We start from the raw sequence: 24,148 nt of genomic DNA on the forward strand, positions 1-24,148 counted from the left end.
TTCATGATTGTGAAATATAAAGCGTTATAAAAAACCCGCATCATGCGGGTTCTGTTGCTCAATTTGATTCTTCATTATTTATGCAAAGTTGATTCAAATGCCCTTAAACGCTTATAAATTGAAAGCAATTCGATAATGGTCGGCCAAGATTCGATTAAATACTGGAATGACTCGCGTACCTTGCCAAAGACATTGGCAATCTGCATCATAAGGCCTAAGGTAATCGCCCCTGCGGCAATACTGGGAAACAGCACAAACAGGCCATACAGATTGTCCAGTTGCATGTACCAGATGCGCACCATGTTGAAATAGGCATAATGAAAATACAGGCGGAAATAATTAAAACGCACGCGGCTGAACAGTTCTTTTAGGGTCAGTGGATCGGCACGATCGGCATAGTCTTCACCGTAAACCAGTTCTTTCCGGTAGGCAGCTTCAACCTTCTGGTTGTTAAATTCCAGACCCGGCAATTTATACCCGACGACCATCAACACCACGGTACCCAGCACTGCCCAGCTAATGGCAGCCCAAACCAGCGCATATGGAATTTCACCAATCACCGGCAGCTGTTTGACGTGCGATGACAACTGTAATAACACCGGTAAAAATGCCATGAGCGTCATTAAGGCTTGAATGAAACTCACCCCCAAACTCTCGGTAGTTTTGGCAAAACGCATGGTATCTTCCTGAATACGCTGCGAAGCCCCTTCAATATGACGTAACTGTTCCCAATGCGCAGTGTAATAGTCATTCATGGCCGTACGCCAACGGAATACATAATGGCTGACAAAGAACAGGTTAAACACGGCAATGGTCACATAGACCATCGCGACATAGAGGAAGGTCAAGGTCTCACTGTAGAGTAAATTGACATTGCCACCGCCACTGCTCAGCATTTTCTGAATCAGGTCATAAAATGGGCTGTACCAGGCATTCACCACCACATTCACCTGTACGGCAAACCAGATGTTAAACAGAATAAAAGCCGAGCCCCAGACCGACCAGCCCTGCCATGGATTGCTGGATTTTAAGCGCCAGAACAGGGCAAAAATAACGGTTGAAACCATGAACCACAGATAGAACCATAAAAATGAAGGTGACCAAAAGCGGCTTACCCCTATCGGTAATTCTGCTGTTGCATAACCCGGTGCAAAGCCTAAAAATGTTCCCCAGCCACTTCCGCCGGAATACCATAGTGCAATATTGATGACAAACCAGAGTACCAACGATGAAAAGAACCACTTCGGGTCAGGAAAAAAAGATTTAAACATTCGCTCAAGCTATTCCTTTATTTTTAGTTTCAAACTTGCCAATCAACCACCCGGCCCATTTAAGACGGATGGGTGAAGCGGCTATTATTCTCGTCTTTTCATCTTTGTAGCAACTTATACACTGTTTGTGAAATGTTTTTTCAGATGAAATCAATGTCTTTGGCTGATACCTTAATCAGGAAATGGTAGGGTTCATTCGCCCTGTGATGATGTCTTAATCATTCAGTTCAGCTTAAAATCTGCGACATCCTACATTCAACACAGCACTGATGACTTTTTGCCACATTTTGACTCAGCTTAGAGGGGCTAAATTAAAATTTTCTTAAAAATAATCCAGCTATTAAATCCCTAAAAATTTTATGGAAATGTTCAAAAATGGAAGATAAATCAAAATATAAACTTTAATCCCTTCTCATTTACTTCTTCAGTATGTCGACTGCATAATGATTTTTATCCGTTTGTTTTTGATTTAACTCGCAAAACTGATAAAATTGGTTAAATATTTACCAATTTATGGTATAATTAATTTAATTTCTAATAAACAGGGGAAGTGAAATGGAAAAATTAATCATCGAATTATTAAAACCCGTAACCTTGGAAAAAGAAAACTGCAATCCGCTGGTTTTTGAACAAGGCACTATTTTAAAAGTCGTTATGCAAACACCGACCAGTCTGCTGGTATCAGACGATTCAAATTTTAACTTTACTGTTTCTTTGCGAGATGAAAATACAGTCTGGCGTGAGCTATAAATTTCATTGGATTTTTATATTGATTTAGAAAATTTGGCTACGGAATCCTCGAACTTGAGTATAACTCCCCTAAACTCAAGTTCGAGAATTTCGATGTGCCATAAACAACAATAAAATTTGGCTGAACAGCACCCCTGCTGATCAAAACCATAGAAAAGAGATACATACTTTATCTGTTGTGAACGTTAAAAGTTCCCTCTATCTCCAGCCCATCCAGTATATAAGCTCACCCAAACCCAGCAGCTTTAAGCCGAATATGGTTTAGATCAGCTTGTTCAATACTTAAGCGTTCCCATAAAACTCAGCGCAGAAAACAGCCAGATAAACAAAACAAAACTGCGTCCCTGATTAAAATGATTCAGATCGGTACCATGCAGAATGTTATGCCGAGTCATGCTCACGGTTGAACTGCTATCCTTTTTATAAGCGGCAAGTTCAGCAAAGTACGGATTCATTTCAGTCGCAATTTTAGATTTGTGCCACAAGCTTTTTATTTCATTGCCCTTTAAGCCTGGAACAATTTTATAAAGATCCACAAACCTGGTTGCATTTTGTTTTAAAAAACCCGCCTCAATTAGGACATCGGTCAAGATGCCTTCTAGTTGTGCATAAACATTTGGAATGCAACCACTATAGAAGCCGAGTTTGTACATTTTAAAACTTTCAAGCAACACAAGACGGCGCTTCGCTTTGATATTTTCATCAATATCTAAAGCGTCAAAAGCTTTAAGCATTTGGGTTTGGAAATGTTCGCTGTTAATAATGTCAAGTAAATTAAATTGTTCTAAATCTTCAAACTGGTGAATAGCAGGCCAAAAGTGCATCAGGTTTAAAGCATCATTGGCCACTTTCGCCCCAATCGGTTGATCAAGTTCATCTGCCAAGATTTGGAAGTAAGCATCTTGCTCTGCAAAGCCCAATAGGGTGTTGATTAAAAGTGCATGCTCATCTGCCGAGATCTCTTCCAGATACTGTTCGGCTTCTTTCAAGATTTGATTGCCCATTTGCACTTTATTCTGCTGATTTTGCTGAATACACGTTACAGGTGGGTCGTAATCAAAATCATCCTGGTCAATCATGGTCTTTACTCTTGGCAGATTGCTTTAAGTGCCCATTATCACAGGTATTCAATACAGCAGATAGCGCTATAAAATAAATACTGACCTTGATGGAACCGCAATCGAGATTCAATCAAGGTCATAGACGCTCAAGAACAGTGTGCCTGATTTAGAGATTCCCAATATGCAGATGGAGCATGTTTTGATGGCATCTGAACAATCTTAAATTTTTCGGCCGCTCTCCCCCCTTCAACCCTGGCCTGACTGAAGTATCTTTAAAGCTCAAACCATTATTGATGATTTTTATTTTGGTCAGGCTTGTTTTGCTCAGATTGATCGGTTTTATCTTGATCCTGCTTTTTCGGCTCACCTGACTGAGATTGATCTTCACCTTTCATTTTACTCATTGTGTCTGTCGCCATCTGTCTCAGTTCTCCCAGTTTGACAGAGGCTTCATTGACCAACTCCGTAATCTTCTGTTTGGTGTCTTCAAACTTATGCAAGGCCTCATCTTTGAAATGTGCCATACGGTCCTGCTGATCTGACTGATTTGCCGATTTATCTTTCGATGTATAATCCGCTTTCGCCTTTTTCGTGTCACCCGAACCCTGTTCACCAGTTTGCTGACTGTCTGACTTGCCATTTTTTAGCTCATTCAGAATCTTTTCGGCTTTTTTCAGTAGATCCTCACCAATCGCGATTGCCTTGGCTTTTAAGTCATCCATCTTAATGCTTTCAGTTTTTTGATCTAACTTGCCAGACTGAGCTTGATTAGAATTATCTTTCTGGTCTGCATGTTCGCCACCTGGCTGAGTGCCTTGCCTAGCTTCGGACTTTTCATCAGTATTGTGCTTCTGGGCTTCTAGAACTTCCTGATTATGCTTTTTATCGATCTCGTTCTGCTTTTGCTCTTTTTCCACTTGCTCATTCAGTTCTCGTGCATGTTGTTCTTTATCTGAGTTTTGCTTCGAAGTACTTGTCTGGTTATTCTGAGTCATGAGTACCCTCCTGAGGTGTCATAAAATGATCAGACAATTTTTTAGCACAAAGCATGCACCCAAACGGACGAATTAAGTAAACTGCAACAAAGCCTGTACATGTTGTTGCTATTGATTGCAGAAAGTAGCGTTAACTTACCTCGGTCAATTGTTTAATCGTCGCGCATCGGATGATACCGAATGCTGTATTTGAAAATTCAGGTCGCTTTATTCATTGCGCTTCAGCTAAAGCATTTCTTTGTAATCCCCTCTGCATCATGTAAAATTATGGCCCATTGCATAATGAATACGAATGAGAGAGTGAATCCGTGCGTAAAATCCTAGTCACCAATGCCCTTCCTTACGCCAATGGCCCGATTCATATGGGTCACTTACTCGGTTATATCCAGGCTGATATATGGGTACGTGCGATGCGTGCAATGGGTCATGACGTGACTTATGTCTGCGCGGATGATGCTCACGGTACAGCCATCATGCTACGTGCAGAAGCCAACGGTATTTCGCCTGAAGCGCAAATCGCCAATGTACAAAAAGAACATGAGCGTGACTTTGCCGGGTTTAAAGTGGACTTTGACCACTACGATTCAACCAACAGTGCTGAAAACCAGGCTCGTGCATCTGAGATTTATATTAAAAACCGTGAAGCAGGCAACATTGCTGTTCGTCCTGTAACGCAATTATTCGACCCTGAAAAAGGCATGTTCTTGTCGGATCGTTTCATTAAAGGTACATGCCCGAAATGTAAAGCGGAAGATCAATACGGCGATTCATGTGAAGTCTGCGGTACAACCTACAACGCAACAGAATTACTCAATCCGAAATCAACGTTAAGCGGTGCGACGCCTGTCGAGAAATCTTCAGATCACTACTTCTTCAAGCTGCCTAACTTTGGTGAATACCTGCAAAAATGGACCCGTGATGAAGGCCGTCTGCCTGTGTCGATTGCCAACAAGCTGGATGAATGGTTTGAAGCAGGTTTGTCGGACTGGGATATTTCTCGTGATGCGCCTTACTTCGGTTTTGAAATTCCGGATGCGCCAAACAAATATTTCTACGTTTGGGTCGATGCGCCAATTGGCTATATGTCAAGTTTTGAAAACTATGTAAAAACCAAGCGTCCTGATTTAAACTTTGACGATTACTGGAAAAAAGATTCTGAAAATGAAGTCTATCACTTCATTGGTAAAGACATTGTTTACTTCCATGCACTGTTCTGGCCTGCAATGCTTGAAGGTGCAAACTACCGTACGCCATCAGGCTTATTTGTAAATGGTTTCCTGACTGTAAATGGTCAGAAGATGTCGAAATCTCGCGGTACCTTCATTAAAGCTGAAACCTATTTACAGCATTTGAACCCTGAATACCTGCGTTACTACTTTGCATCTAAACTTTCTGACAAAGTTGAAGATTCTGACTTGAATCTTGATGATTTCGTTCAGAAAGTAAACTCTGACCTGGTCGGTAAAGTAGTCAACATTGCCAGCCGCTGTGCAAAATTTATCAACACCAAGTTTGACAACAAGTTAAGTGCAACCTGTGCAGAGCCTGAACTGGTGCAAAGCTTTATTGATGCGGGTGCTTCAATTGCATCTCAGTATGAAGCGCGTGAATTCTCTGCGGCGATTCGTGAAATCATGGCGCTTGCCGACAAAGCCAACCAGTACATTGATGAGAAAAAGCCTTGGGCACTGGCGAAAATTGAAGGTGAAGAACAACAGGTTCATGATGTATGTTCAGTGGGTATTAACCTGTTCCGTCAATTGGCGGTTTATCTGGCTCCTGTATTGCCGACTTTGGCTGAACAGGTTCAAGCCTTCTTGCAGTTAGATGCTTTCGATTTCGCTTCTCGTGAAACAATTCTGGTCGGTCATGAAATTGCATTGTTCCAACCTTTAATGCAACGGGTGGACCCGAAAGCTGTGGCGGCAATGGTCGATGCTTCTAAAGATTCTTTAGCTGCCCCTGCTGAAGCACCAAAAGCTGAAAAGAAAAAAGAGAAGAAGGTAGAAAAGAAAGCTGAGCCTAAAGTGGGTGAAGCTGAAATTATTGGCATCGAAGACTTTATGAAGGTTGACCTGCGTGTAGCAGAAGTTTTAGAAGCCTCTACGGTTGAAGGTTCTGACAAACTACTTCAATTGACTTTAAATGTCGGTGAAGCTGAGCCACGTAACGTATTCAGCGGTATTCGTGAGTTCTACCAACCGGAAAACTTGAAAGGTAAACTGGTAGTAATGGTGGCGAACCTTGCACCACGTAAGATGCGTTTTGGTATTTCTAACGGTATGGTGTTAGCTGCGGGTAATGGCGATGGCGTTTGGGTGATTTCACCTGAATCTGGTGCTAAACCGGGTGATAAAGTGTCTTAATGTTAAAATGAGCTTTAACACATTGTTAGAGCTCATTTCAAATTTTATTCAAATACTTTTATAATCATCAAAATTAATACTTAATCTCAAAATGAACATTAACTCAGATCTTAATTTTTTTTCTACTATCGACATAACTGACCCTACCAAATACCCTTTCTTCTTAAATAAAATAGAGTTTGAAAGATTTAGACACATCCCTCACCTAAAGATTGATTTTAATCATCCAATTTCAATTATTTCAGGCACAAATCGTTCAGGTAAAACAACCATTCTAATGGCTCTAGCTTGTAGTCATTTGAACTTTATGCGTAGAAATCCAACGAATGGAAATCTAGAGAGAAACACTTGGAGCTCTCTAATGAAGTTTACAAACCATGATCGACAAACTGAAGATTGGACTTATCATATAACATATCGTAAAGGCACTAGATTACTACCATCTAAAAGAGGTCAAAGAAAAGCTGAAACAAATAAATGGAACGGAATTGGAAAAAAAGAAAATCAATTTGATTTTCGTTCAGTAGTTTATATTGATTTAGATCGAGTTTTACCTGCACGTTTTTTCAATGCTAAAGTTTTTAATCAAGCAAGAAGAGGTGTCATTGAAAATTTATCAACTGAAAAGAAACAAAAGTTAGAAAATTATCTTTCATATATTCTTGAGCAAAATTTTAATATTGATTCTGTTGCGAGAGTAAATGATAAAGATATATTCAGATATATAAATTCATTTGAATATTCAAGTTTTAATACCGCAACAGGCGAAGATGTACTAACACGAATTATTGTAGATATTATCGAGGCAGAAAGAAAATCTCTCATTCTTATAGATGAAATAGAAATGGGACTTCATCCTAAAATACAAAGAAGACTTATTGATGTAATTCGAAATATTAGCAGAGATGAACAAAAACAATTCATTATAACATCGCATTCATCTACTATTTTAGATTCCGTTACAACCGATTCTAGAATCTTTATTGAAAGGTCTCATAACGGAGAATATAGATCAATCAACAACATTAGTGTTAGTGCGGCATTGACTAAAATGGATGCTAAGTCATTTCCATTGGTAGATCTATACTGTGAAGATAATATCGCCAAAAAAATAGTTTTAAAAGGTATAAATTTTTGTGCACAACAGAATGATATTCAAAAGCTTAATGAGTTAATTAATGTCATTCCAATGGGATCAGCGGATACTGTTTACAAACTTTTCAAGTCTCAGATGGAAACATATCATTTGAAAAAAATCAGATCAGGATATGCTTGTATACTAGATGGAGACATGAAGTTAAAACAAAATAGTAATTTGCAACTTCTTTATCCAACACATCAAAATCTACACTTTATATTTTCAAATGAATCGCCTGAAAAATTTTTAACTCGTGTTTATTTAGATAAACATCCTAACCATGCTATTCAGTACTATCTAGACAATGAGAATAATCATTATTTCTTCCAAGCAATTATTAATAACTCAGAACTCACTGATAAAGATGAAGTCTTTGACTTCTGTTGGAATCTTTTTAAAGACACACAAGAAGGTCAAGATTATTTAAATGAATTATCAAGTTTTATTATGCAAACTTATGAACAATTTTCACAAGAATTATGAAAAATGAGAAATCCCATGAAAAACCTAAAACCCCTTTTTCTCGCTCTAACCCTTGGCACTACAACCATCACCACAGTCCAAGCCATTGAACCAACAACCATCCAAGCCCCTAAACAAGTCGCTGGCTACTACCATCACCAAATCGGCAATACCCAAATCACCGCCCTACTCGATGGTACCAACTACTTAAACCCATCCATGTTTAAAGGCTTAAGCGACAGCGAAAAAAGCGACATCCTAAAAAAATATGCTGCTGTAAACGACAAAGGCATTCAGACCTCCGTCAATGCCTTTCTGGTCAATACAGGCAAGCAACTGCTCATGGTCGACAGCGGTGCAGCCAGCTGCTTTGGCGCACATCTGGGTTCAATCTATAACAACCTGAAAGCTTCAGGTTATCAACCTACGCAAGTGAATGACATCTTCCTCACCCACTTACACCCTGACCATGTTTGCGGTATTTCCAATAACGGCGTAGCGAATTATCCAAATACCACACTGCACATTGCCAAAACCGAATATGACTACTGGCTAAACCCTAACACCGTGAAGAAACTGCCAAAAGACAAACAGGCAGGCTTTTTAGGCACAGTTGAAAAAATTAAAGCGGCTTTAGCGCCGTATGAAAAAGCCAAAAAAGTGAAGGTATTCTCGGACAAATCATTGGCATTGGGTGGAATCGAATTTAAGCCTTCTTTCGGACATACCCCGGGGCATTACAGCTTTAAACTCAAAGCTGATGGTCAGGAAGTCGTGTTTATTGGCGACATCGTGCATTCACATACTTTGCAATTTGACCGTCCTGAAACCGCGATTGAATTTGATACTGATCCCAAAGTAGCGGTACAGACACGGTTAAAACACTTTGCCGAATATGCCAAAGACGGTCAGCTGATTGCTGCCCCGCATTTACCTTTCCCTGGCCTTGGACATATTTACTCTCAAGACGGTAAGAGCTATCAGTGGATTCCGGTACATTTTAAAGATTGATAAAAGATGAATAAAAATAATCCCCTCCATACAGGGGATTATTTTTTAATGAACTGCTGAGACCTAAACCGTGATTTTCGCTTCATCGGCAACAAAACGTTTACGTCCGGTCTGTTTGGCTTTAAACAGGTTTTTATCAACCATGTTTAAAAAGTGTATTTTGTCATCTTTTTCTGTCGGGCAAATACATTTCACCCCCAGACTTAAACTGACATTTTCTGAAATGGGAGATGCCCGATGGGGCAGATTTGCCTGATTCATCATACGAAGGATATTGTCTGCAATTTGAATTGCACCCTCTAAATTCGTTTCTGGCAATACAATCGCAAATTCCTCGCCCCCATAACGTGCCACCAGGTCACGTGGCCGTACACAGCAGCTTTCCAGCATCTGTGCAATCTGCTTGATACAGGCATCACCTATAATATGCCCATTAAAATCATTGTATTGTTTAAAGAAATCGATATCGATCAAAATGACCGACAGGTGCTTTTGTTCACGTATTGCGTTGTCCCATTCACGTGAATAGAAATCGTCAAATAAGCGTCGGTTGGCAATTTCCGTTAAACCGTCTTTATAGGAAAATTCTTCCAGCTTGCGGTGCAACGCTTTTAATTCCTCTTCCTTTTTCTTGCGTTCAGAAATATCAAACATAAAGCCGACTAAACGTTCAACTTCACCATTTTCCTTGCGTACCACATGAACCACATCACGAATCCAGCAATATCCACCGCTTGCCTTTAAGGCACGATAGTCCGCTTCATGATCTATACCAGCGATGGATTGCGACACACAATAATTCAGGACATGATCACGATCATCCCGGTGCATACGGTCTGCCCAGTCCTGCACCGACTTCCAGGAACTTTGTTCCCAGCCCAGTAATTTTTCAATTTGAGGACCAATATAGCTAAACTGTTTGGTGGCCCAGTCTATGCTCCAGGGTATGGCCAAAGTCGACTCTAATAATGTTTTATAAAACATGTCATTCGACAATTGCTGTTCATCAAACGGATTGTTCGACATAAGACTACTCTCATTTGAATGCACGAAAAATGTCTTCGCATGTTGTGGTTTTACCCTACACGACATTTCAATACGCGCTTGATGACTAACCTGCCTGAAACAGGCTCCCCCATAAAAACTGCTTTTTCACCACTGAACATTTTTATATTTCAAGATGATTATTTATTCTACAATTTCTCTCTAAGAAGAAACATATATTTCTAGCTATTTGATTTATTTTCAAAGCAATCTGGATGTACTGCAACCAGAACAACACCCCTCTATTTTTCTAAAATTTTCAAAATAACACTTGAGATAACATGATGAATAATATCGTTTACTTTGAAATCCAGTCTTCCAATCCAGCCAGAGACATCGCTTTTTACCAGTCTGTTTTTGGCTGGAAATTTAGTAAGGTTGAAGGTTTGCCGATTGAGTATTATCAAATCCAAACTGAGAACATGTCTGGCGGTTTACTGAAACGCCCTGCAGAAATCCCTCCAACCCATTGTGGTACCAATGCTTATACCTGTTCTGTACTGGTTGAAAATTTCGATGAAGTCGCACAGAAAATTCTGAATGCAGGCGGTCAAATTGCCATGGACAAATTTGCCATTCCTGGGCGTTGCTGGCAGGGATATTTTCTTGACCCTGATCACAATACTTTTGGCCTGGTAGAAGCAGATGAAAATGCCCAATAAAAAAGCTTTAGAATTAAATCGATTAACATAAATTAAGCGACTACATCGACAATGAAAGGCAGAATAGGTGGCATGATTTATGATAATTTATAAGCTCATTTTATCCATTGTGATTTGGGGCATTCGTGGCTGTTCATTTTCTGCATACATCAGACTGGCATCTGGGACAATTCTTTTATAACCATTCACGCCAGTATGAACATGAACAGTTTTTAAGCTGGCTACTTGAACAAATCCAGCAGAAACAGCCCCATGCATTACTGATCGCCGGTGATATTTTTGATGTCATCAATCCTGCATCCAGCGCGCAAAAACAGCTTTATCAATTCTTGGCCGATGCCCATGCCCTTGCCCCGCATATGCAAACCCTGATGATTGCCGGTAACCATGACTCGGGCTATCGTATTGAACAGGTCGAGCCCTTACTGGAAAAATACAATGCCAGAACCGTCGGCGTAGTTCATAAAAATGACAAGGGTCAGATTGATTTAGACCGGTTGCTGGTTCCGATTTATGATCAACAGAAACACATTGTGGCCTGGTGTTTGGCGCTGCCCTTTTTACGTCCGGCAGAAATTACTGGTTTTAATGAACACACCACCAATAGTCAAAATGCGATTGTCTATTTGCACCAGCAACTGATTGCCGAAGCAAAAAAACGTAAAATGGATGATCAGGCGCTTATTCTGATGTCACATGCGCATATGCAAGGCGGTGAAACATCCGACTCGGAACGCCCGATTATTATTGGCAATGAAGAAGCCTTATCGACAGCATTATTTGATGACTGTATTGATTATGTCGCGTTGGGGCATTTGCACAAACCGCAAAAAGTTCAACATGCGCACATTCGTTATAGCGGTTCGCCTATTCCTTTGTCTTTTAGCGAGATTCAATATAAGCATCAGATTGTAGAGGTGCAGATTGATCCGTTAAAGCAGGATGAATCACGCTTTCAGTTTGAAGCGATTGCCATCCCGCGCTGCATTCAGCTGCATAAAATTCGTGGCGAGCTGAATGAAGTGATGCAAAAACTCAAAGCCTTGCCCGAAGGTGAAATTGAACAGATTGATCAGCGTGAATATGTGGATATTGAATATCACACCCTGACGCCGCCCTTGCCCAATTTAAGACAACAGTTTGAAGAAGCGCTGCCTAAAAACCGCTATCGTCTGGTGCGAATTTCACGGCAATATTTATCGGCGGAAAATGATAATTCAACAATTGCAAAAATCTGCCTGGAACCGCCAACCCCGGAAAAACTGTTTCAGCAGATCTGGGAAAAGCAGGGCTATAGCAATGATGAAACCGTCTTGAACGATTTTATGAGTCTGATGCACGAAGCACAAAAATCACTTGAAGAACAACAAATACGCTAAGAACTGTCCATGAAAATTTTATCCATTCGTATAAAAAATTTAGCTTCCCTTTCAGGTGAGCATTTTATTGATTTTGAAAGTGAACCTTTGGCCAGTGCGGGCCTGATTGCCATTGTCGGCAAAACTGGTGCCGGGAAATCCACCATTTTGGATGCCATGTGTCTGGCACTGTTCAACAAGATTCCGCGTTTAAAAGACAGCGACGGAAAATTGCAGGATGTGGATGGTTCAGAGTTACTGACCAACTCGCCTTTGACGGTTTTGCGCCGGGGCACCGCGCATGGCTTTGCCGAAGTCTGCTTTGTCGCGCAGGACCAGAAACGCTATCTTGCGCGCTGGGAGCTGAAACGTTCACGTGAAAAAGTCGATGGCAAACTGCAAAGTGTACAGCGGTATTTAAAATGCCTGACCGATGGCGTGGTGATTGCCGATAAAGCCAAAGCCGTCGATGCGCATATTCATCAAATCTGCCAGCTCAGTTTTGAGCAATTTACCCGTGCGGTGTTATTGGCTCAATCGGAAGTGACGGCGTTTTTAAAAGCCCGCGATAATGAACGCGGTGAACTGCTGGAATATCTGACCAATTCCAGTATTTTTGGCAAAATTGGCCAGCTGGCCTATGAAAAAACCAAACAGATTGCCAACCAGCGTAAAGAAATAGAGAACATTCTCGGACACATTGAAATTTTATCTGAAGAAGAAATTACTGAATTAACCCATCAATTTCAGCAGGCGAATCAGGCATATCAACAGCTGGAACATGAAAAAGCACAACTGGAAAAACAGCAGCAATGGTTTGAGCGCAAGCAAAAACTGGACAGTGAAATTATTCACAAGCAGCAGGCTTATGAGCAGCAAAAACAGCTTCAGCAAAATCTGGCGCCCGAACAGGACCGTTTAAACCGCCTGCAAATATTTTCCAGCATTCGCCCGGTTGTTTTTCAGCAGCAGCAGTTATTCAAAGCCCAGCAGCAACTGGAACCGCAAATTCAGTCTACTCAAAACAGTTTTGATGGATTAAGCCATCAGTTTGAAGCCGAAAAAGTCAAATATATTCAAGCTGAAACAGATTTGAATAGTTTGCAGCAATTTGAACAGCAACATCATGACGCTCTGCTACAGGTGCGTCAATGCGTGCAGGAACGGGATTTTATTGGCGAAGAATACAAAAAGATTAAAGCCCGTTCGCTCCAGCTGGAACATCAGCAAAAACCCTTACTGGACCAACAGCAAAAGATTGAATTGCAGATTCAGCAGCTTGTGCAGCAACAAAGCCAGCTTCACCAGCAACTGCAACAAAGCCAGCAATTTTCCAGTTTGGATAAAGGCTTAAATGCACATATCCAGCAATTAAGCCAGTTTATTGTGCAATATCAAAATATTGAAAATAGTCTGGGGCAGATCAGTACAGCTGAAACCAGACTTGCCGAAAACAAGGCTGAATTAGATCGGTTGATTGCCCAGTTTGGTCCGGCTGAACAGATTGAAGTCCGGCTGGAACAACAGCGCCAGTCACGTGAACAGAAACTGGTACAACTCAATCAGCTCGGCTTTATTCAGCAAAAACTGAAAGATTATTTTGAGCTGCAAAACGGGTCCCATCAATTGAATGCAAAGCTGGCTCAACTCAACAGCCAGGCTCAGCAAGCTGAAAAAATCGCTCAACAGGCAGAGCAAGCTTTTCAAACGGCCAAAGCTGAACGGATTCAGTTGCAGCAGGTTTTACAGCAACAACAACTGCTGCATGCTGAAAATATTGAACATTTACGCATGCAGCTGAAAGTCGGAGAGGCCTGCCTGGTGTGTGGCAGCACCTCCCATCCTTACCGTCAGGATGAAACCCTGGTCTCCAAAGCCCTGTTTGAACTGCAACAGCAGCAGGAACAGCAAGCCTTGGGCAAGGAACAGGACTGCTTTAATGAATGGCAGTCAACGCAGCAAAATCTCGCCACCCTGCAAGCAGAGTTGACCCAGACCACCCACACCCACCAGCAAATGCTGGAAAAATTATCAGGCTTCAAGAATGAACTGGCTCAGCAACTGCATCAGGTAAACATACAGCTGGACCTGGAGCAATCTCACGATCAAATGACTGCCGAGATGACGCAGTACCTTGAGCAGCTTAGACAGGACATTTCGGCTATTGAGCATCAGCTGGAAAACTTAAGCCAAAATTCCAAAGCCCAGCAGCAACTGATTCAGGCCATCAGTAGTACTGAACATCAAATTACCTCCGCAAAACATTTGCAGCAGCAAGTTCAGCATATCCGGGACTGTCTTACTGCAACCGAACAGCAGGCTTGGCAGCAGCACAGTACCCCATTTGCCGAGCAGACCTTAACACGCTTAAATGTGCGTGCCTTGCAGTTAGAGCAGTTAGATGCATTCAACAAACAGCTGGATCAGCAAAAGCAGCAGCTCAGCATATCCAACACCCATCAACAGAATCTCGATCAGCAACTGCTGGATACACAGCAGGCATTACAAGAGATTGCCTTAAAGGGACAACACAATACCGATACAGCCAATCAGCTCATTCATGGCATGACCGGATTAACCGGGCTCAAGCCGAATGAATGGCTGGCAGAACACGATACCAGACGTCAGCAACTGCAACAGAATTATCATCAATTAAAACAAAACTTTGAGAAGTTACGCCTTGACTATGAAAAGCAAAAAAGCGAACTGGAACAGCTTAAGGCCCAGCATCAGCAAAACCTGAAAGCCTCCGGGCAATGCCAGACTGAAATTGAACACTGGTTAACACAACATGCAGATTTTAGTCATGATGACCTGGCAGACTTGATTCAGATCAATGCCGAACAAGAGCAGCAGATGCGTAGCAAACTGCACAATGCGGAACGCCTGCTCAATGAAGCCGCCTCTGCCCTGAAGACCATGCAGGAACAGCATGCAGAACATCTTTTGCAGATGCCGGACATGCAGTTTGAACAGCTCGCGCAATTGATCAGCGTAAATCTGGAGGCCTTAAAAACCCAGCTGGAAACCCGTGACCAGTTAAAACTGAAACTTGAATTGCATCAGCGTAATCTCATCAAGCAACAGCAATATGCCGATCAGATCCAGAAAATCCAGCAGGAGGAACACCGCTGGGGCAAAATTTCCGGGCTGATGGGTGATGCCAGCGGCAAGAAATTCCGCGATTATGCCCAGCAATACAATCTGGATATTTTAATTGAGCATGCCAACCAGCAACTGGCGATGCTGTCCCAACGCTATACCTTGAAACGTCTGGATCACTCCTTGAGTCTGGCAATTATTGACCATGACATGGATGGCGAAACACGTTCCGTCGCCTCACTTTCAGGAGGAGAATCCTTCCTGACCGCCCTTGCCTTATCCCTGGCGATTGCCAACATGGCTTCAGGTTCGATGAAAATTGAATCCCTGTTTATTGATGAAGGTTTTGGCACGCTAGATGCCTCATCTTTATACATGGTGATGAATGCTCTGGATCAATTGCAAAATCAGGGCCGTAAAGTGGTGTTGATCTCGCACATTCAGGAAATGCACGAACGCATTCCGGTACAGATTCAGGTCAAGCTTCTGGGAGCAGGTGCAAGCACGATTGAAGTCATTGGCTAATGACTTCAATTAAATCCACTTCTTTTTCAATGGATGAGGAGACTGCTCTGCAAGGGAGAATTGATTTAAAGTTACGCCTGTTTAGAATAATCTCGTGCCCCAAATAACGCCGTTCCAACACGAACCATGGTCGAGCCTGCGGCAATCGCCTCATTCATATCCCCCGACATGCCCATACTCAAAGTATCCCAGTCTTCAGGATGAGCATGTTCAGTTTTTACATTTTCAAACAAGGCTTTGGCATCGCTAAATGCTTGCGGATTATTCGGTGCGGGAATCACCATCAGACCACGCAATTTTAAATGCGGTAGCTGGCTAATACGTTTAACCAGCTCAGCCACTTCATTCGGCTGGCAGCCATCTTTGCTGTCCTGCGCATCAATATTGACCTGCAAACAGATATTCAGTGGTGCCTGATTCGCCTCACGCTGATTCGACAAGCGCTCTGCAATAATCAGACGGTCTACCCCATGTACCCAGGCAAACTTTTCTGCCAGATGCTTGGTCTTGTTGCGCTGCACATGACCAATAAAATGCCACTCAATATCCAGATCACCCAAAGACTCCATTTTATCCAAGGCTTCCTGTAAATAATTTTCCCCAAATGCACGTTGTCCGGTCTGGTACATTTCGCGCAACGACTCACTTGGATGGGTCTTTGAAACAGCCAGCAACTGTACGCTTTCTACATTGCGCCGGGCATGTTTACAGGCATCTTCTATTTGCTGTATAACTTGATTTCGTGACTGTTGAAGACTATTCATTGACGAGGTTCTCATTTCATTCATCTTTTTTTGCCTTCCCTTGCAACTAACTGTTGGTTAAGCTTTGGGAAAGCCTTATTATTCTATCAAAATAAATAACATTTAAATGAACTCGGGGAAATTATGGATATCACTGAACTTTTAGCGTTTTCAGCTAAAAACGGGGCATCAGATTTACACTTATCTGCGGGGATGCCGCCACTGATCCGTGTCGATGGTGAAGTCCGCCGTATTAACTTGCCGGCTTTGGAACATAAAGAAGTACACAAACTTGTGTATGACATTATGAACGACAAACAGCGTCGTGATTTTGAAGAAAAGCTAGAAACCGACTTTTCATTTGAAGTTCCAGGGGTAGCCCGTTTCCGTGTGAACGCATTTAACCAGAACCGCGGTGCCGGTGCCGTGTTCCGTACCATTCCTTCAAAAGTACTGACTATTGAAGATCTGGGCATGGGTCAGATCTTTAAAGATATCTGTAATTACCCGCGCGGTATCGTCTTGGTGACTGGACCGACAGGTTCGGGTAAATCCACCACTCTGGCGGCCATGATCGACTATATTAACGATCAGCGTTATGACCATATTCTGACTGTAGAAGACCCGATCGAATTTGTACACGAATCCAAAAAATGCCTGGTCAACCAGCGTGAAGTGCATCGTGATACCCATGGCTTTAACGAAGCACTTCGTTCAGCACTGCGTGAAGACCCGGATATTATCTTGGTCGGTGAAATGCGTGACCTTGAAACCATCCGTTTGGCATTGACTGCTGCTGAAACCGGTCACCTGGTGTTCGGTACACTGCATACCACCTCTGCGGCAAAAACCATTGACCGTGTGATTGACGTATTCCCGGCAGAAGAAAAAGACATGGTACGTGCCATGTTGTCTGAATCCTTACAAGCGGTGATCTCGCAAACCCTGCTCAAGAAAAATGGTGGTGGTCGTGTCGCTGCACATGAAATCATGATTGGTATTCCAGCCATCCGTAACCTGATCCGTGAAAACAAAGTGGCGCAAATGTATTCCGCCATTCAAACCGGTGCCAATTATGGCATGACCACGCTTGATCAAAGTTTAAAAAACCTGGTTGCAAAAGGTGTGATCAGTCCGCAAACGGCCCGCACAATGGCGAAACAGCCAGAAGCATTCTTATAATTTGAAAACGGATTGGGGTTCTTATTATGGATTTTAATGACTTGCTCAATTTGATGATTCAACAGAAGGCATCGGACTTGTTTATTACGGCCGACGTTGAACCATCCATGAAAATTAATGGTCAGATTGTGCCCGTCGCAAAAACCAAACTGACTGGTGAAGTGGTGGGACAGCTTTTAAACTCGATTATGAGTGATAAGCAGCGTAAAGAATTTGCCGAAACACGCGAATGTAACTTCGCCATCAATAACCGCGATAAAACTGCGCGTTTCCGTGTCAGTGCATTTCAACAGCGCGATCAGCCAGGTATGGTTTTACGTCGTATTGAAACTGTAATTCCGACTATGGATGACCTCAAGTTACCGTCAATTTTAAAAGAACTGGCGATGACCAAACGCGGCATCATCATTTTCGTCGGAGCGACCGGTACCGGTAAATCCACTTCTTTGGCATCCATTATTGGCTACCGCAACCAGAACTCCAAAGGTCATATCATTACCATTGAAGACCCGATTGAATTTATTCATGAGCATGCGGGCTGTATCATCACCCAGCGTGAAGTCGGGATTGATACCGACACCTTTGAAGTGGCCCTGAAAAATACCCTGCGTCAGGCACCCGATGTAATTCTGATTGGTGAGATTCGTTCCCGCGAAACCATGGACTATGCCATTGCCTTTGCCGAAACCGGCCACCTGGTTTTTGCCACCCTGCACGCCAACAACGCCAACCAGGCCATTGACCGTATTATTCACTTCTTTGAAGCGGACCGACACAACCAGCTGTTTATGGATTTATCGCTCAATTTAAGAGCCATTGTAGCGCAGCAATTGATTCCAACCATAGATGGCAACTCACGTCGTGCTGCGATTGAAATCCTGATCAACTCGCCTTTAATTTCAGACCTGATCCGTAAAGGGGATGTGCATGAAATTAAAGACCTGATGAAACGTTCACGTGAACTGGGCATGCAAACCTTTGACCAAGCCCTGTTTGACCTCTACAAAGCCAAACAAATTAGCTATAAAGATGCACTTAAGCATGCCGACTCACCAAACGATCTGCGCTTGCAAATCAAGTTGTCGGAAGAAGGCGGCGATCGCTTAATGCGCGCCAGTTCGAATATTACCTTCGATGGCCAGGCTTAAAAGCCCAATTAAAATGCAAAAAAACAGGCTTTAAATAAAGCCTGTTTTTTTTAACTGATTCCAAGTCAGTATTATTTTTTACGTAATGCTTCCTGGCATTCCGCCGCATCACAATAACCGTAAAGGTTTAAAGAGTGACCGGTTAAAGTAAAGCCAAACTTTTCAGCCACTTCATGTTGCTCATGTTCAATTACGTCATTGGTGAATTCGACCACTTTATTGCAATTCTGGCAAACAATATGATCGTGATGATCTTCTTGCATAATTTCGAAAACTGAATGATTATTTTCAAAATGATGACGCTGGATAATGCCTGCAGCTTCAAACTGCGTTAACACGCGATACACAGTTGCTAAACCGACATCTTCACCCTGTTCAAGTAGAGTCTTATAAATATCTTCTGCGCTTAAATGATGTTGTCTTGAATTTTCTAATAATTCCAATATTTTTATTCGTGGAAGCGTAACTTTAAGTCCAGCTTTGCGTAAATCTTGATTTGAAATAGGCATGTAAAAGGGTCTCTCAACAAATTTAAAGTTGGAATATGCAACAAAGTTAAGATGCAGTATGATCTATCCTTGGATCAAATGCATCATAATTAATTTGGGATAGTGTAGCAAAATGCAAAAAATCATGTTGACGTTATTCGTCACTTCACTGCTCGCAGGCTGTTCGACCTTGGGCGTTTATAAAGTTGATATTCCTCAAGGAACACCATTAACTCAAGCACAAGCGTCAAAAATTCAAGTCGGTATGAGTCACCAACAAGTTCGCTTTTTGCTGGGTAGCCCTACAATAACAGATCCAATGAATCCTTTACGTTGGGACTACATTTATAACTATATACCAGGAACTTATGCGAAAAAAGCCAAGATTCCGGCAGCCCATGGTCAACATTTAAAAATTTACTTCGATCAAACCGGTACGGTGCAAAAGATTGAAGGTCTAGAAACCATTCCAGAATCTCAACCTGGCTTGCCCGGCTCAAAAGAAGCGATTTTAACTGCGCCACCACTATAGACACTTTAAAATAAAAATAAACCCCTCGTTGAGGGGTTTTTCTTATCACTTCAATTGTTTAAAGCGATTTCCACGACAATATCGCCCAACCGGGTTGGCTGCTGCACGTTTGCGTCGAATATCCTTCGGATTGATGATGAGCGGTCGATAAATCTCGACACGGTCACCGACTTGCAAGATGTGATGCAGATCTTTCAGGCGCACGCCAAAAATTCCCAGAGCGAGCGGTTCTGCCAAGTCAACCTGTGCCCGAATACCACTTTGTTCAATCGCCTCTAAAGCGGTCATGCCTTGCCGAAAAGGCAGCGCAATATGAAACTGTTGCTCCAGTGCCGCATAGGCGACCCAAACCTGTTGTAGCTCACTCATCAGAACAATTGCCCAATAATTGCAATCATCGCCAGGATAATCGAAACAGGTAACACCACACGTACGGCAATACGCCACAGGTTATAAAACAACTCATTGCTGAAATTCATCGCCTTACGCAGATGGCTAATCTTCATGATCCATCCGGCAAAAATGGCATAGATGAGACAGATCACTAAGCCCCAAAGCATCAATAGTGTATTAAAAATCGGGCTCATTGCAGGAATTGCCCAAACAAATACGGCAGCTAGAATAAGCAACCATTGAATCACGATATTCAACTGACGCTGCAACAGCTGTTCACGCGCCATTTGCAATAACAATGCCGCAGCACTCACGACAGCAACCACCAAAGCCAGGCTTGGGATTTGTGCATTAGCAGCAAAGAAAGCAAAAGCAATTACCGCAACTAACTGCGCGATCCAGATCGGCAATACGGTTTTAGTTGCCATATCTTGCTGTTGAACCGCAGGCAAACTAGTTTGCCAGTACAAGCCCATGCCTAAACCACTTGCCACCAGTGCCAGGACGGTTGCACTGCCCCACTCGCTAAATTCAACCGGTGTTACATGCCAAGACGGTAAAGGTGTTCCCATCACATTGGCCAGAATAAAAGCAGCAAAAACCCCAATCACCGTTAAAAGCAGAATAATTTTTCGCGGTGCAAATGAAACTAAAATAGCAACAACAGCCAGGGCTATAAATAAAAGATGCGGTGCAATTGCATTAGCGGCAAAATGCCCCAGCAGCTGGCTCGCATTCGACAACATGCCGCCTGCCAGAAAAGGAATGAAGACTACGGCCAGCCAGCCCACAATACGCCATTTTTGCGAAGCATCCGCATCCCGGGTCAAACTGGACAAGGCATTTAAAGCTGTGGTTTTAGAACGCTTTGCCAATGCAATTTCCAAATAGCAGATCGGCAAAGCCAAAATAAGCATGGTAGCTAACCATAACAGCCAAAAATCAAGCTGACGATCAAGCTGAATCCCTACAATCGGTGCTAAAGTGGCAATGATGATAAAAGATAAACAAAATGCCATCAGCGGTGATAGCAATCGTGACATCGCATTGTCCTGCATGATGCGTTCCTAAAAAAAGTCTTTCGCTATTTTGCCTTTCTCATAAGTGAAAATCAAAAAGAAAAAGCAAACCATTATGCCTAATGATTTGCTGCGCAAAATGATTATCTTTTTAATTGTTGTTATCTCGTTTCTCTTTTATGAGAAAAAACGAGCAAACCAGTTTTTACCTGTTTTCTTTTCTTTTTCTTTAATAATACCCATCATGTTTTCTTTTACCGCACCGACATAGTCGGCATCATCGTGCTGAATATGATTGATCAGCCATTTTGAAAGCACTTCATGTAATTCACCTTCAATCGCCTGTCCCATTTCAAAGCGGCTACGATACGATTCAATCTTTTTAATGAATAAATCATGCACACGTTTATGCGGTACGCGGTATTTATAACCCGCCTCTTCCTGCAAAGACTCTTCAAAAGTAAAATGCGACTGAGTGTAATCAATGATATTATCAAGAATCTGTTTAATACGCGCACGGTCGGTATTTTCAACGATATCATCAATTTCATTAATATAATCAAGAATTCGTTTATGCTGATCGTCAATCACATCGATGCCAGTATTATATTCTGGAACCCATTTCATTTTCATTACGACCACCTATTAGATATAACCGATTAATCACATAAATTCATAATATATTGATTTTCAACAAATAAAAATGCACCAAAATAGTCGGCTTTTAGGTTTTTTTATAAAACAAATATAAATCATTGATATATATTCAATTATATTTGAAGACCCACTAAAAAGATAAAGTATTTTTTAACCAATATAATTAAAAAAAAACAGCCGTAAATTTTAATATAAAGTATTGTCTCTCTATTTCTTATATTTTCAAACATTTAATGAATATAAATAATGATAAAAAACCTGCTTTATTGCCACTATTTAAGCTAAATCCTATAAACAGCTCACTTAAAACGTAAAAAATGCATTTAAAACTTCTCGCTATATAAAAAACACCAGATAGGAATCCATATCGGGTGTTTTTTATACCTGGGGAATGAATATTACTAATATTGATCAGCCTTGGTGATTCGTTTCAATGCCGGATTTAAGCGTTCACGTTCCAAGCGTTCAACATGAGTCTGCTGTTTGCGAACCGGTCGGCCATCCTGAAATAAAATCATCTCTCCTGGCACAAATGCGGTCCAGGTTTCATTTTGGGTTAAAGGTTCGGTGGTAATGACGGCGACACGATCTTCTGGTGTCGTCACCTGACTGAAATCAACCTCAACATCGAGATCAATCAATTGTGCCGGTTTAAAAGGATATTCACGTACCAGCCAGTGCAATTTGGTAATCGCATAAGTAAATAATGCCTGACCGTTCGACAGGCAGAAATTAAAGGTGCCATGTTCGGCTATTTTTGGAGAAACCTCTGCCAATAAATCGAACACCTGATCGAGTTTGGGTTCATGATAACCAAACTTAAGCACAAGTTGGTCTAACAAATAACAGAACGCACGCTCACTGTCGGTATTGCCGACCGGAGTAAAACGACCCGATAAAGTTGGATTAAAGTCGTGTAAATCGCCATTATGGGCAAAAATCCATTGCCGCCCCCAAAGCTCACGGCTAAAGGGATGCGAATTTTCCAGATTGATTTTACCCTGAGTGGCTTTACGGATATGTGCAATCACGTTGCGTGATTTAATGGGATAATTACGAATGAGTTCAGCAATCGGTGATTCAACTGCGGATTGATTATCGACGAAAAGCCGGCAGGCTTTATCTTCAAAAAAAGCAATGCCAAAACCATCACAATGGTCTGATGTAATGCCAGCACGCTGAGAAAAACCACGAAACGAGAAAGTTACATCCGTGGGCGTAGCACAATTCATTCCGAGTAACTGGCACATAAGTCTTCATCATCTGTTTAATCCACCACCATGCTATTTTGCATTACTCCTTTGCCCATTACAAACAGCAAAATCAAGGTTTCTTATGCATTTTCAAGACTTAGTTCTGATTTTTTCTGCAGAATAAAGTTTTTAGTCAGCTGATTTACTTCCAGATAGACAAAATAATCCAGACAATTAAAAGCTTCATCATAAAAAGCCTGAGTGGACAATTGCGCCTGCATGTTCAGATAAACATCAAAAAGTTTTGGAATGCGTTCATCCTGCTGGAAACTATACTGCGGGTATGGCGGCTCAAATACCTGCTGAGACTGAATATTGCAGATAGATTGCTGCGGCAATGCCTTGATATGCTGATGAGTATAATACGCCCGTGACTCATTGCCTTGCATGCGAATGCTGACACAACCAATTAAATACTTGGCCCGCATCTCCTCCACGATTTTAGGTAGCAGATTTGTCCATAGTACCGAAAGAGCCTTTCCAGAGCGGTAACGCGAGTGCACACAAGTTCGCCCGATTTCGACAATATTATCCAAGTGGCTGAACGCTTGAACAATTTTAAATTCCTGCTGACTATAGCTCTGTTTTAATTCATGGCCTTGAAACAGTTTTAAGCGCGTATAAGCAACAATTTCATTGCTCCATTTATCCCGCAATACTGCATGTTCACAGCCAAAGTCATACAAGTCCTGATCCAGGCCAGATTCAAACTGAATGCCAAACTGCTGTGAAAACTGCACTGCCCGGAAACGCTGAGCTTCCTGTAAAGTTTTTAAATCTTCAATCCATTCAAACTTATATGGAGAGCTTGTAACCAAACCTTTTTGAAAGGGAAATTCAGAATTTTTATCATATTTATTCAACTGATCAAACATTTTATAAGACCTTGCTTTTGTTATTGTTCTACACTAGGCAATCAAGATGACATTATTATGATCAAATAACAACAAATCCAAAACAAAAGCCTCATTAAAATGAGGCTTATTTA

General features: G+C 41.8%; 21 protein-coding genes. 10 read left to right on the plus strand and 11 right to left on the minus strand.

What is annotated here, in order from left to right; translation table 11 throughout:
* Nucleotides 1-74: 74 nt before the first annotated feature.
* Complete coding sequence (sbmA, locus tag BLP85_RS09295; protein WP_092819819.1) at nt 75-1,271, minus strand: peptide antibiotic transporter SbmA; 1,197 nt, start codon at nt 1,269-1,271, stop codon at nt 75-77.
* 555 nt (nt 1,272-1,826) lie between these two features.
* Here sbmA and BLP85_RS09300 point away from each other — a divergent pair.
* Entirely contained in the window at nt 1,827-2,021 is a 195-nt protein-coding gene (locus BLP85_RS09300) for a hypothetical protein (RefSeq protein ID WP_092819820.1), read from the plus strand.
* Between the two features lie 275 nt (nt 2,022-2,296).
* Here BLP85_RS09300 and BLP85_RS09305 read toward each other — a convergent pair whose 3' ends face one another.
* Both BLP85_RS09305 and BLP85_RS09310 read right to left on the minus strand, forming a co-directional pair.
* The gene (locus BLP85_RS09305; protein ID WP_092819821.1) at nt 2,297-3,100 is read right to left on the minus strand and encodes a hypothetical protein; all 804 of its coding nucleotides are present in this window, start codon (nt 3,098-3,100) and stop codon (nt 2,297-2,299) included.
* A gap of 269 nt (nt 3,101-3,369) precedes the next feature.
* Nucleotides 3,370-4,077: a hypothetical protein gene (locus BLP85_RS09310; protein WP_092819822.1), complete on the minus strand. Its 708-nt coding sequence runs from the start codon at nt 4,075-4,077 to the stop codon at nt 3,370-3,372.
* Between the two features lie 308 nt (nt 4,078-4,385).
* On the opposite strand from BLP85_RS09310, the gene metG reads away from it, so the two are divergent.
* The 3 genes from metG to BLP85_RS09325 all read left to right on the plus strand — a co-directional run bounded on the left by metG (nt 4,386) and on the right by BLP85_RS09325 (nt 9,054).
* A complete protein-coding gene (gene metG, locus BLP85_RS09315; RefSeq protein ID WP_092819823.1) occupies nt 4,386-6,443 on the plus strand; it encodes a methionine--tRNA ligase in 2,058 nt (685 codons plus the stop codon).
* A 91-nt stretch (nt 6,444-6,534) separates the two neighbouring features.
* Complete coding sequence (locus BLP85_RS09320; RefSeq protein ID WP_092819824.1) at nt 6,535-8,064, plus strand: ATP-dependent nuclease; 1,530 nt, start codon at nt 6,535-6,537, stop codon at nt 8,062-8,064.
* 15 nt (nt 8,065-8,079) lie between these two features.
* Nucleotides 8,080-9,054 carry an MBL fold metallo-hydrolase gene (locus tag BLP85_RS09325; protein WP_092819825.1) on the plus strand — a complete coding sequence of 325 codons (975 nt, stop codon included), beginning with the start codon at nt 8,080-8,082 and terminating at the stop codon, nt 9,052-9,054.
* 63 nt (nt 9,055-9,117) lie between these two features.
* Here the strand turns inward: BLP85_RS09325 and BLP85_RS09330 are convergent, their stop codons facing one another.
* Nucleotides 9,118-10,080: a diguanylate cyclase gene (locus tag BLP85_RS09330; protein WP_092819826.1), complete on the minus strand. Its 963-nt coding sequence runs from the start codon at nt 10,078-10,080 to the stop codon at nt 9,118-9,120.
* Between the two features lie 302 nt (nt 10,081-10,382).
* On the opposite strand from BLP85_RS09330, the gene BLP85_RS09335 reads away from it, so the two are divergent.
* The 3 genes from BLP85_RS09335 to BLP85_RS09345 all read left to right on the plus strand — a co-directional run bounded on the left by BLP85_RS09335 (nt 10,383) and on the right by BLP85_RS09345 (nt 15,745).
* Nucleotides 10,383-10,760: a VOC family protein gene (locus BLP85_RS09335; protein WP_092819827.1), complete on the plus strand. Its 378-nt coding sequence runs from the start codon at nt 10,383-10,385 to the stop codon at nt 10,758-10,760.
* Nucleotides 10,761-10,885: 125 nt separating this feature from the next.
* Complete coding sequence (locus BLP85_RS09340) at nt 10,886-12,139, plus strand: exonuclease SbcCD subunit D C-terminal domain-containing protein (RefSeq protein ID WP_092819828.1); 1,254 nt, start codon at nt 10,886-10,888, stop codon at nt 12,137-12,139.
* A gap of 9 nt (nt 12,140-12,148) precedes the next feature.
* Nucleotides 12,149-15,745 carry an AAA family ATPase gene (locus tag BLP85_RS09345; protein ID WP_092819829.1) on the plus strand — a complete coding sequence of 1,199 codons (3,597 nt, stop codon included), beginning with the start codon at nt 12,149-12,151 and terminating at the stop codon, nt 15,743-15,745.
* 71 nt (nt 15,746-15,816) lie between these two features.
* Here the strand turns inward: BLP85_RS09345 and BLP85_RS09350 are convergent, their stop codons facing one another.
* Entirely contained in the window at nt 15,817-16,509 is a 693-nt protein-coding gene (locus BLP85_RS09350) for a YggS family pyridoxal phosphate-dependent enzyme (protein WP_092819830.1), read from the minus strand.
* A gap of 123 nt (nt 16,510-16,632) precedes the next feature.
* Here BLP85_RS09350 and BLP85_RS09355 point away from each other — a divergent pair, with 123 nt between their 5' ends.
* Both BLP85_RS09355 and BLP85_RS09360 read left to right on the plus strand, forming a co-directional pair.
* Entirely contained in the window at nt 16,633-17,670 is a 1,038-nt protein-coding gene (locus BLP85_RS09355; protein WP_092819831.1) for a type IV pilus twitching motility protein PilT, read from the plus strand.
* A 26-nt stretch (nt 17,671-17,696) separates the two neighbouring features.
* Complete coding sequence (locus BLP85_RS09360) at nt 17,697-18,818, plus strand: PilT/PilU family type 4a pilus ATPase (protein WP_092819832.1); 1,122 nt, start codon at nt 17,697-17,699, stop codon at nt 18,816-18,818.
* Between the two features lie 71 nt (nt 18,819-18,889).
* Here BLP85_RS09360 and fur read toward each other — a convergent pair whose 3' ends face one another.
* Nucleotides 18,890-19,327 carry a ferric iron uptake transcriptional regulator gene (gene fur / locus BLP85_RS09365; protein ID WP_092819833.1) on the minus strand — a complete coding sequence of 146 codons (438 nt, stop codon included), beginning with the start codon at nt 19,325-19,327 and terminating at the stop codon, nt 18,890-18,892.
* 112 nt (nt 19,328-19,439) lie between these two features.
* Here fur and BLP85_RS09370 point away from each other — a divergent pair, with 112 nt between their 5' ends.
* Complete coding sequence (locus tag BLP85_RS09370) at nt 19,440-19,838, plus strand: outer membrane protein assembly factor BamE (RefSeq protein ID WP_092819834.1); 399 nt, start codon at nt 19,440-19,442, stop codon at nt 19,836-19,838.
* A 45-nt stretch (nt 19,839-19,883) separates the two neighbouring features.
* Here BLP85_RS09370 and BLP85_RS09375 read toward each other — a convergent pair whose 3' ends face one another.
* The 5 genes from BLP85_RS09375 to BLP85_RS09395 form a co-directional block, all read right to left on the minus strand.
* Nucleotides 19,884-20,207: an RnfH family protein gene (locus BLP85_RS09375; RefSeq protein WP_092819835.1), complete on the minus strand. Its 324-nt coding sequence runs from the start codon at nt 20,205-20,207 to the stop codon at nt 19,884-19,886.
* Nucleotides 20,207-21,289, minus strand: coding sequence for a hypothetical protein (locus BLP85_RS09380; protein WP_092819836.1), 1,083 nt, complete (start codon nt 21,287-21,289; stop codon nt 20,207-20,209). Before BLP85_RS09380 ends, BLP85_RS09375 begins: the two co-directional genes overlap by 1 nt.
* A gap of 138 nt (nt 21,290-21,427) precedes the next feature.
* Nucleotides 21,428-21,883 (minus strand): bacteriohemerythrin, encoded by a 456-nt coding sequence (locus BLP85_RS09385; protein ID WP_092819837.1) that lies wholly within the window; start codon nt 21,881-21,883, stop codon nt 21,428-21,430.
* A 425-nt stretch (nt 21,884-22,308) separates the two neighbouring features.
* Nucleotides 22,309-23,157, minus strand: coding sequence for a class II glutamine amidotransferase (locus tag BLP85_RS09390; RefSeq protein WP_092819838.1), 849 nt, complete (start codon nt 23,155-23,157; stop codon nt 22,309-22,311).
* 83 nt (nt 23,158-23,240) lie between these two features.
* Nucleotides 23,241-24,035 carry a GNAT family N-acetyltransferase gene (locus BLP85_RS09395; RefSeq protein WP_092819839.1) on the minus strand — a complete coding sequence of 265 codons (795 nt, stop codon included), beginning with the start codon at nt 24,033-24,035 and terminating at the stop codon, nt 23,241-23,243.
* Nucleotides 24,036-24,148: the final 113 nt, after the last annotated feature.

The sequence above is a fragment of the Acinetobacter kookii genome (assembly GCF_900096895.1).
GTDB classification, from domain to species: domain Bacteria; phylum Pseudomonadota; class Gammaproteobacteria; order Pseudomonadales; family Moraxellaceae; genus Acinetobacter; species Acinetobacter kookii.

Coding starts and splice junctions, on each gene's coding strand:
- sbmA (WP_092819819.1), bottom strand. CDS start 1,271: ATGTTTAAATCTTTTTTTCCTGACCCGAAGTGGTTCTTTTCATCGTTG.
- BLP85_RS09300 (WP_092819820.1), top strand. CDS start 1,827: ATGGAAAAATTAATCATCGAATTATTAAAACCCGTAACCTTGGAAAAA.
- BLP85_RS09305 (WP_092819821.1), bottom strand. CDS start 3,100: ATGATTGACCAGGATGATTTTGATTACGACCCACCTGTAACGTGTATT.
- BLP85_RS09310 (WP_092819822.1), bottom strand. CDS start 4,077: ATGACTCAGAATAACCAGACAAGTACTTCGAAGCAAAACTCAGATAAA.
- BLP85_RS09320 (WP_092819824.1), top strand. CDS start 6,535: ATGAACATTAACTCAGATCTTAATTTTTTTTCTACTATCGACATAACT.
- BLP85_RS09325 (WP_092819825.1), top strand. CDS start 8,080: ATGAAAAACCTAAAACCCCTTTTTCTCGCTCTAACCCTTGGCACTACA.
- BLP85_RS09330 (WP_092819826.1), bottom strand. CDS start 10,080: ATGTCGAACAATCCGTTTGATGAACAGCAATTGTCGAATGACATGTTT.
- BLP85_RS09335 (WP_092819827.1), top strand. CDS start 10,383: ATGAATAATATCGTTTACTTTGAAATCCAGTCTTCCAATCCAGCCAGA.
- BLP85_RS09345 (WP_092819829.1), top strand. CDS start 12,149: ATGAAAATTTTATCCATTCGTATAAAAAATTTAGCTTCCCTTTCAGGT.
- BLP85_RS09350 (WP_092819830.1), bottom strand. CDS start 16,509: ATGAATAGTCTTCAACAGTCACGAAATCAAGTTATACAGCAAATAGAA.
- BLP85_RS09355 (WP_092819831.1), top strand. CDS start 16,633: ATGGATATCACTGAACTTTTAGCGTTTTCAGCTAAAAACGGGGCATCA.
- BLP85_RS09360 (WP_092819832.1), top strand. CDS start 17,697: ATGGATTTTAATGACTTGCTCAATTTGATGATTCAACAGAAGGCATCG.
- fur (WP_092819833.1), bottom strand. CDS start 19,327: ATGCCTATTTCAAATCAAGATTTACGCAAAGCTGGACTTAAAGTTACG.
- BLP85_RS09370 (WP_092819834.1), top strand. CDS start 19,440: ATGCAAAAAATCATGTTGACGTTATTCGTCACTTCACTGCTCGCAGGC.
- BLP85_RS09375 (WP_092819835.1), bottom strand. CDS start 20,207: ATGAGTGAGCTACAACAGGTTTGGGTCGCCTATGCGGCACTGGAGCAA.
- BLP85_RS09380 (WP_092819836.1), bottom strand. CDS start 21,289: ATGCAGGACAATGCGATGTCACGATTGCTATCACCGCTGATGGCATTT.
- BLP85_RS09385 (WP_092819837.1), bottom strand. CDS start 21,883: ATGAAAATGAAATGGGTTCCAGAATATAATACTGGCATCGATGTGATT.
- BLP85_RS09390 (WP_092819838.1), bottom strand. CDS start 23,157: ATGTGCCAGTTACTCGGAATGAATTGTGCTACGCCCACGGATGTAACT.
- BLP85_RS09395 (WP_092819839.1), bottom strand. CDS start 24,035: ATGTTTGATCAGTTGAATAAATATGATAAAAATTCTGAATTTCCCTTT.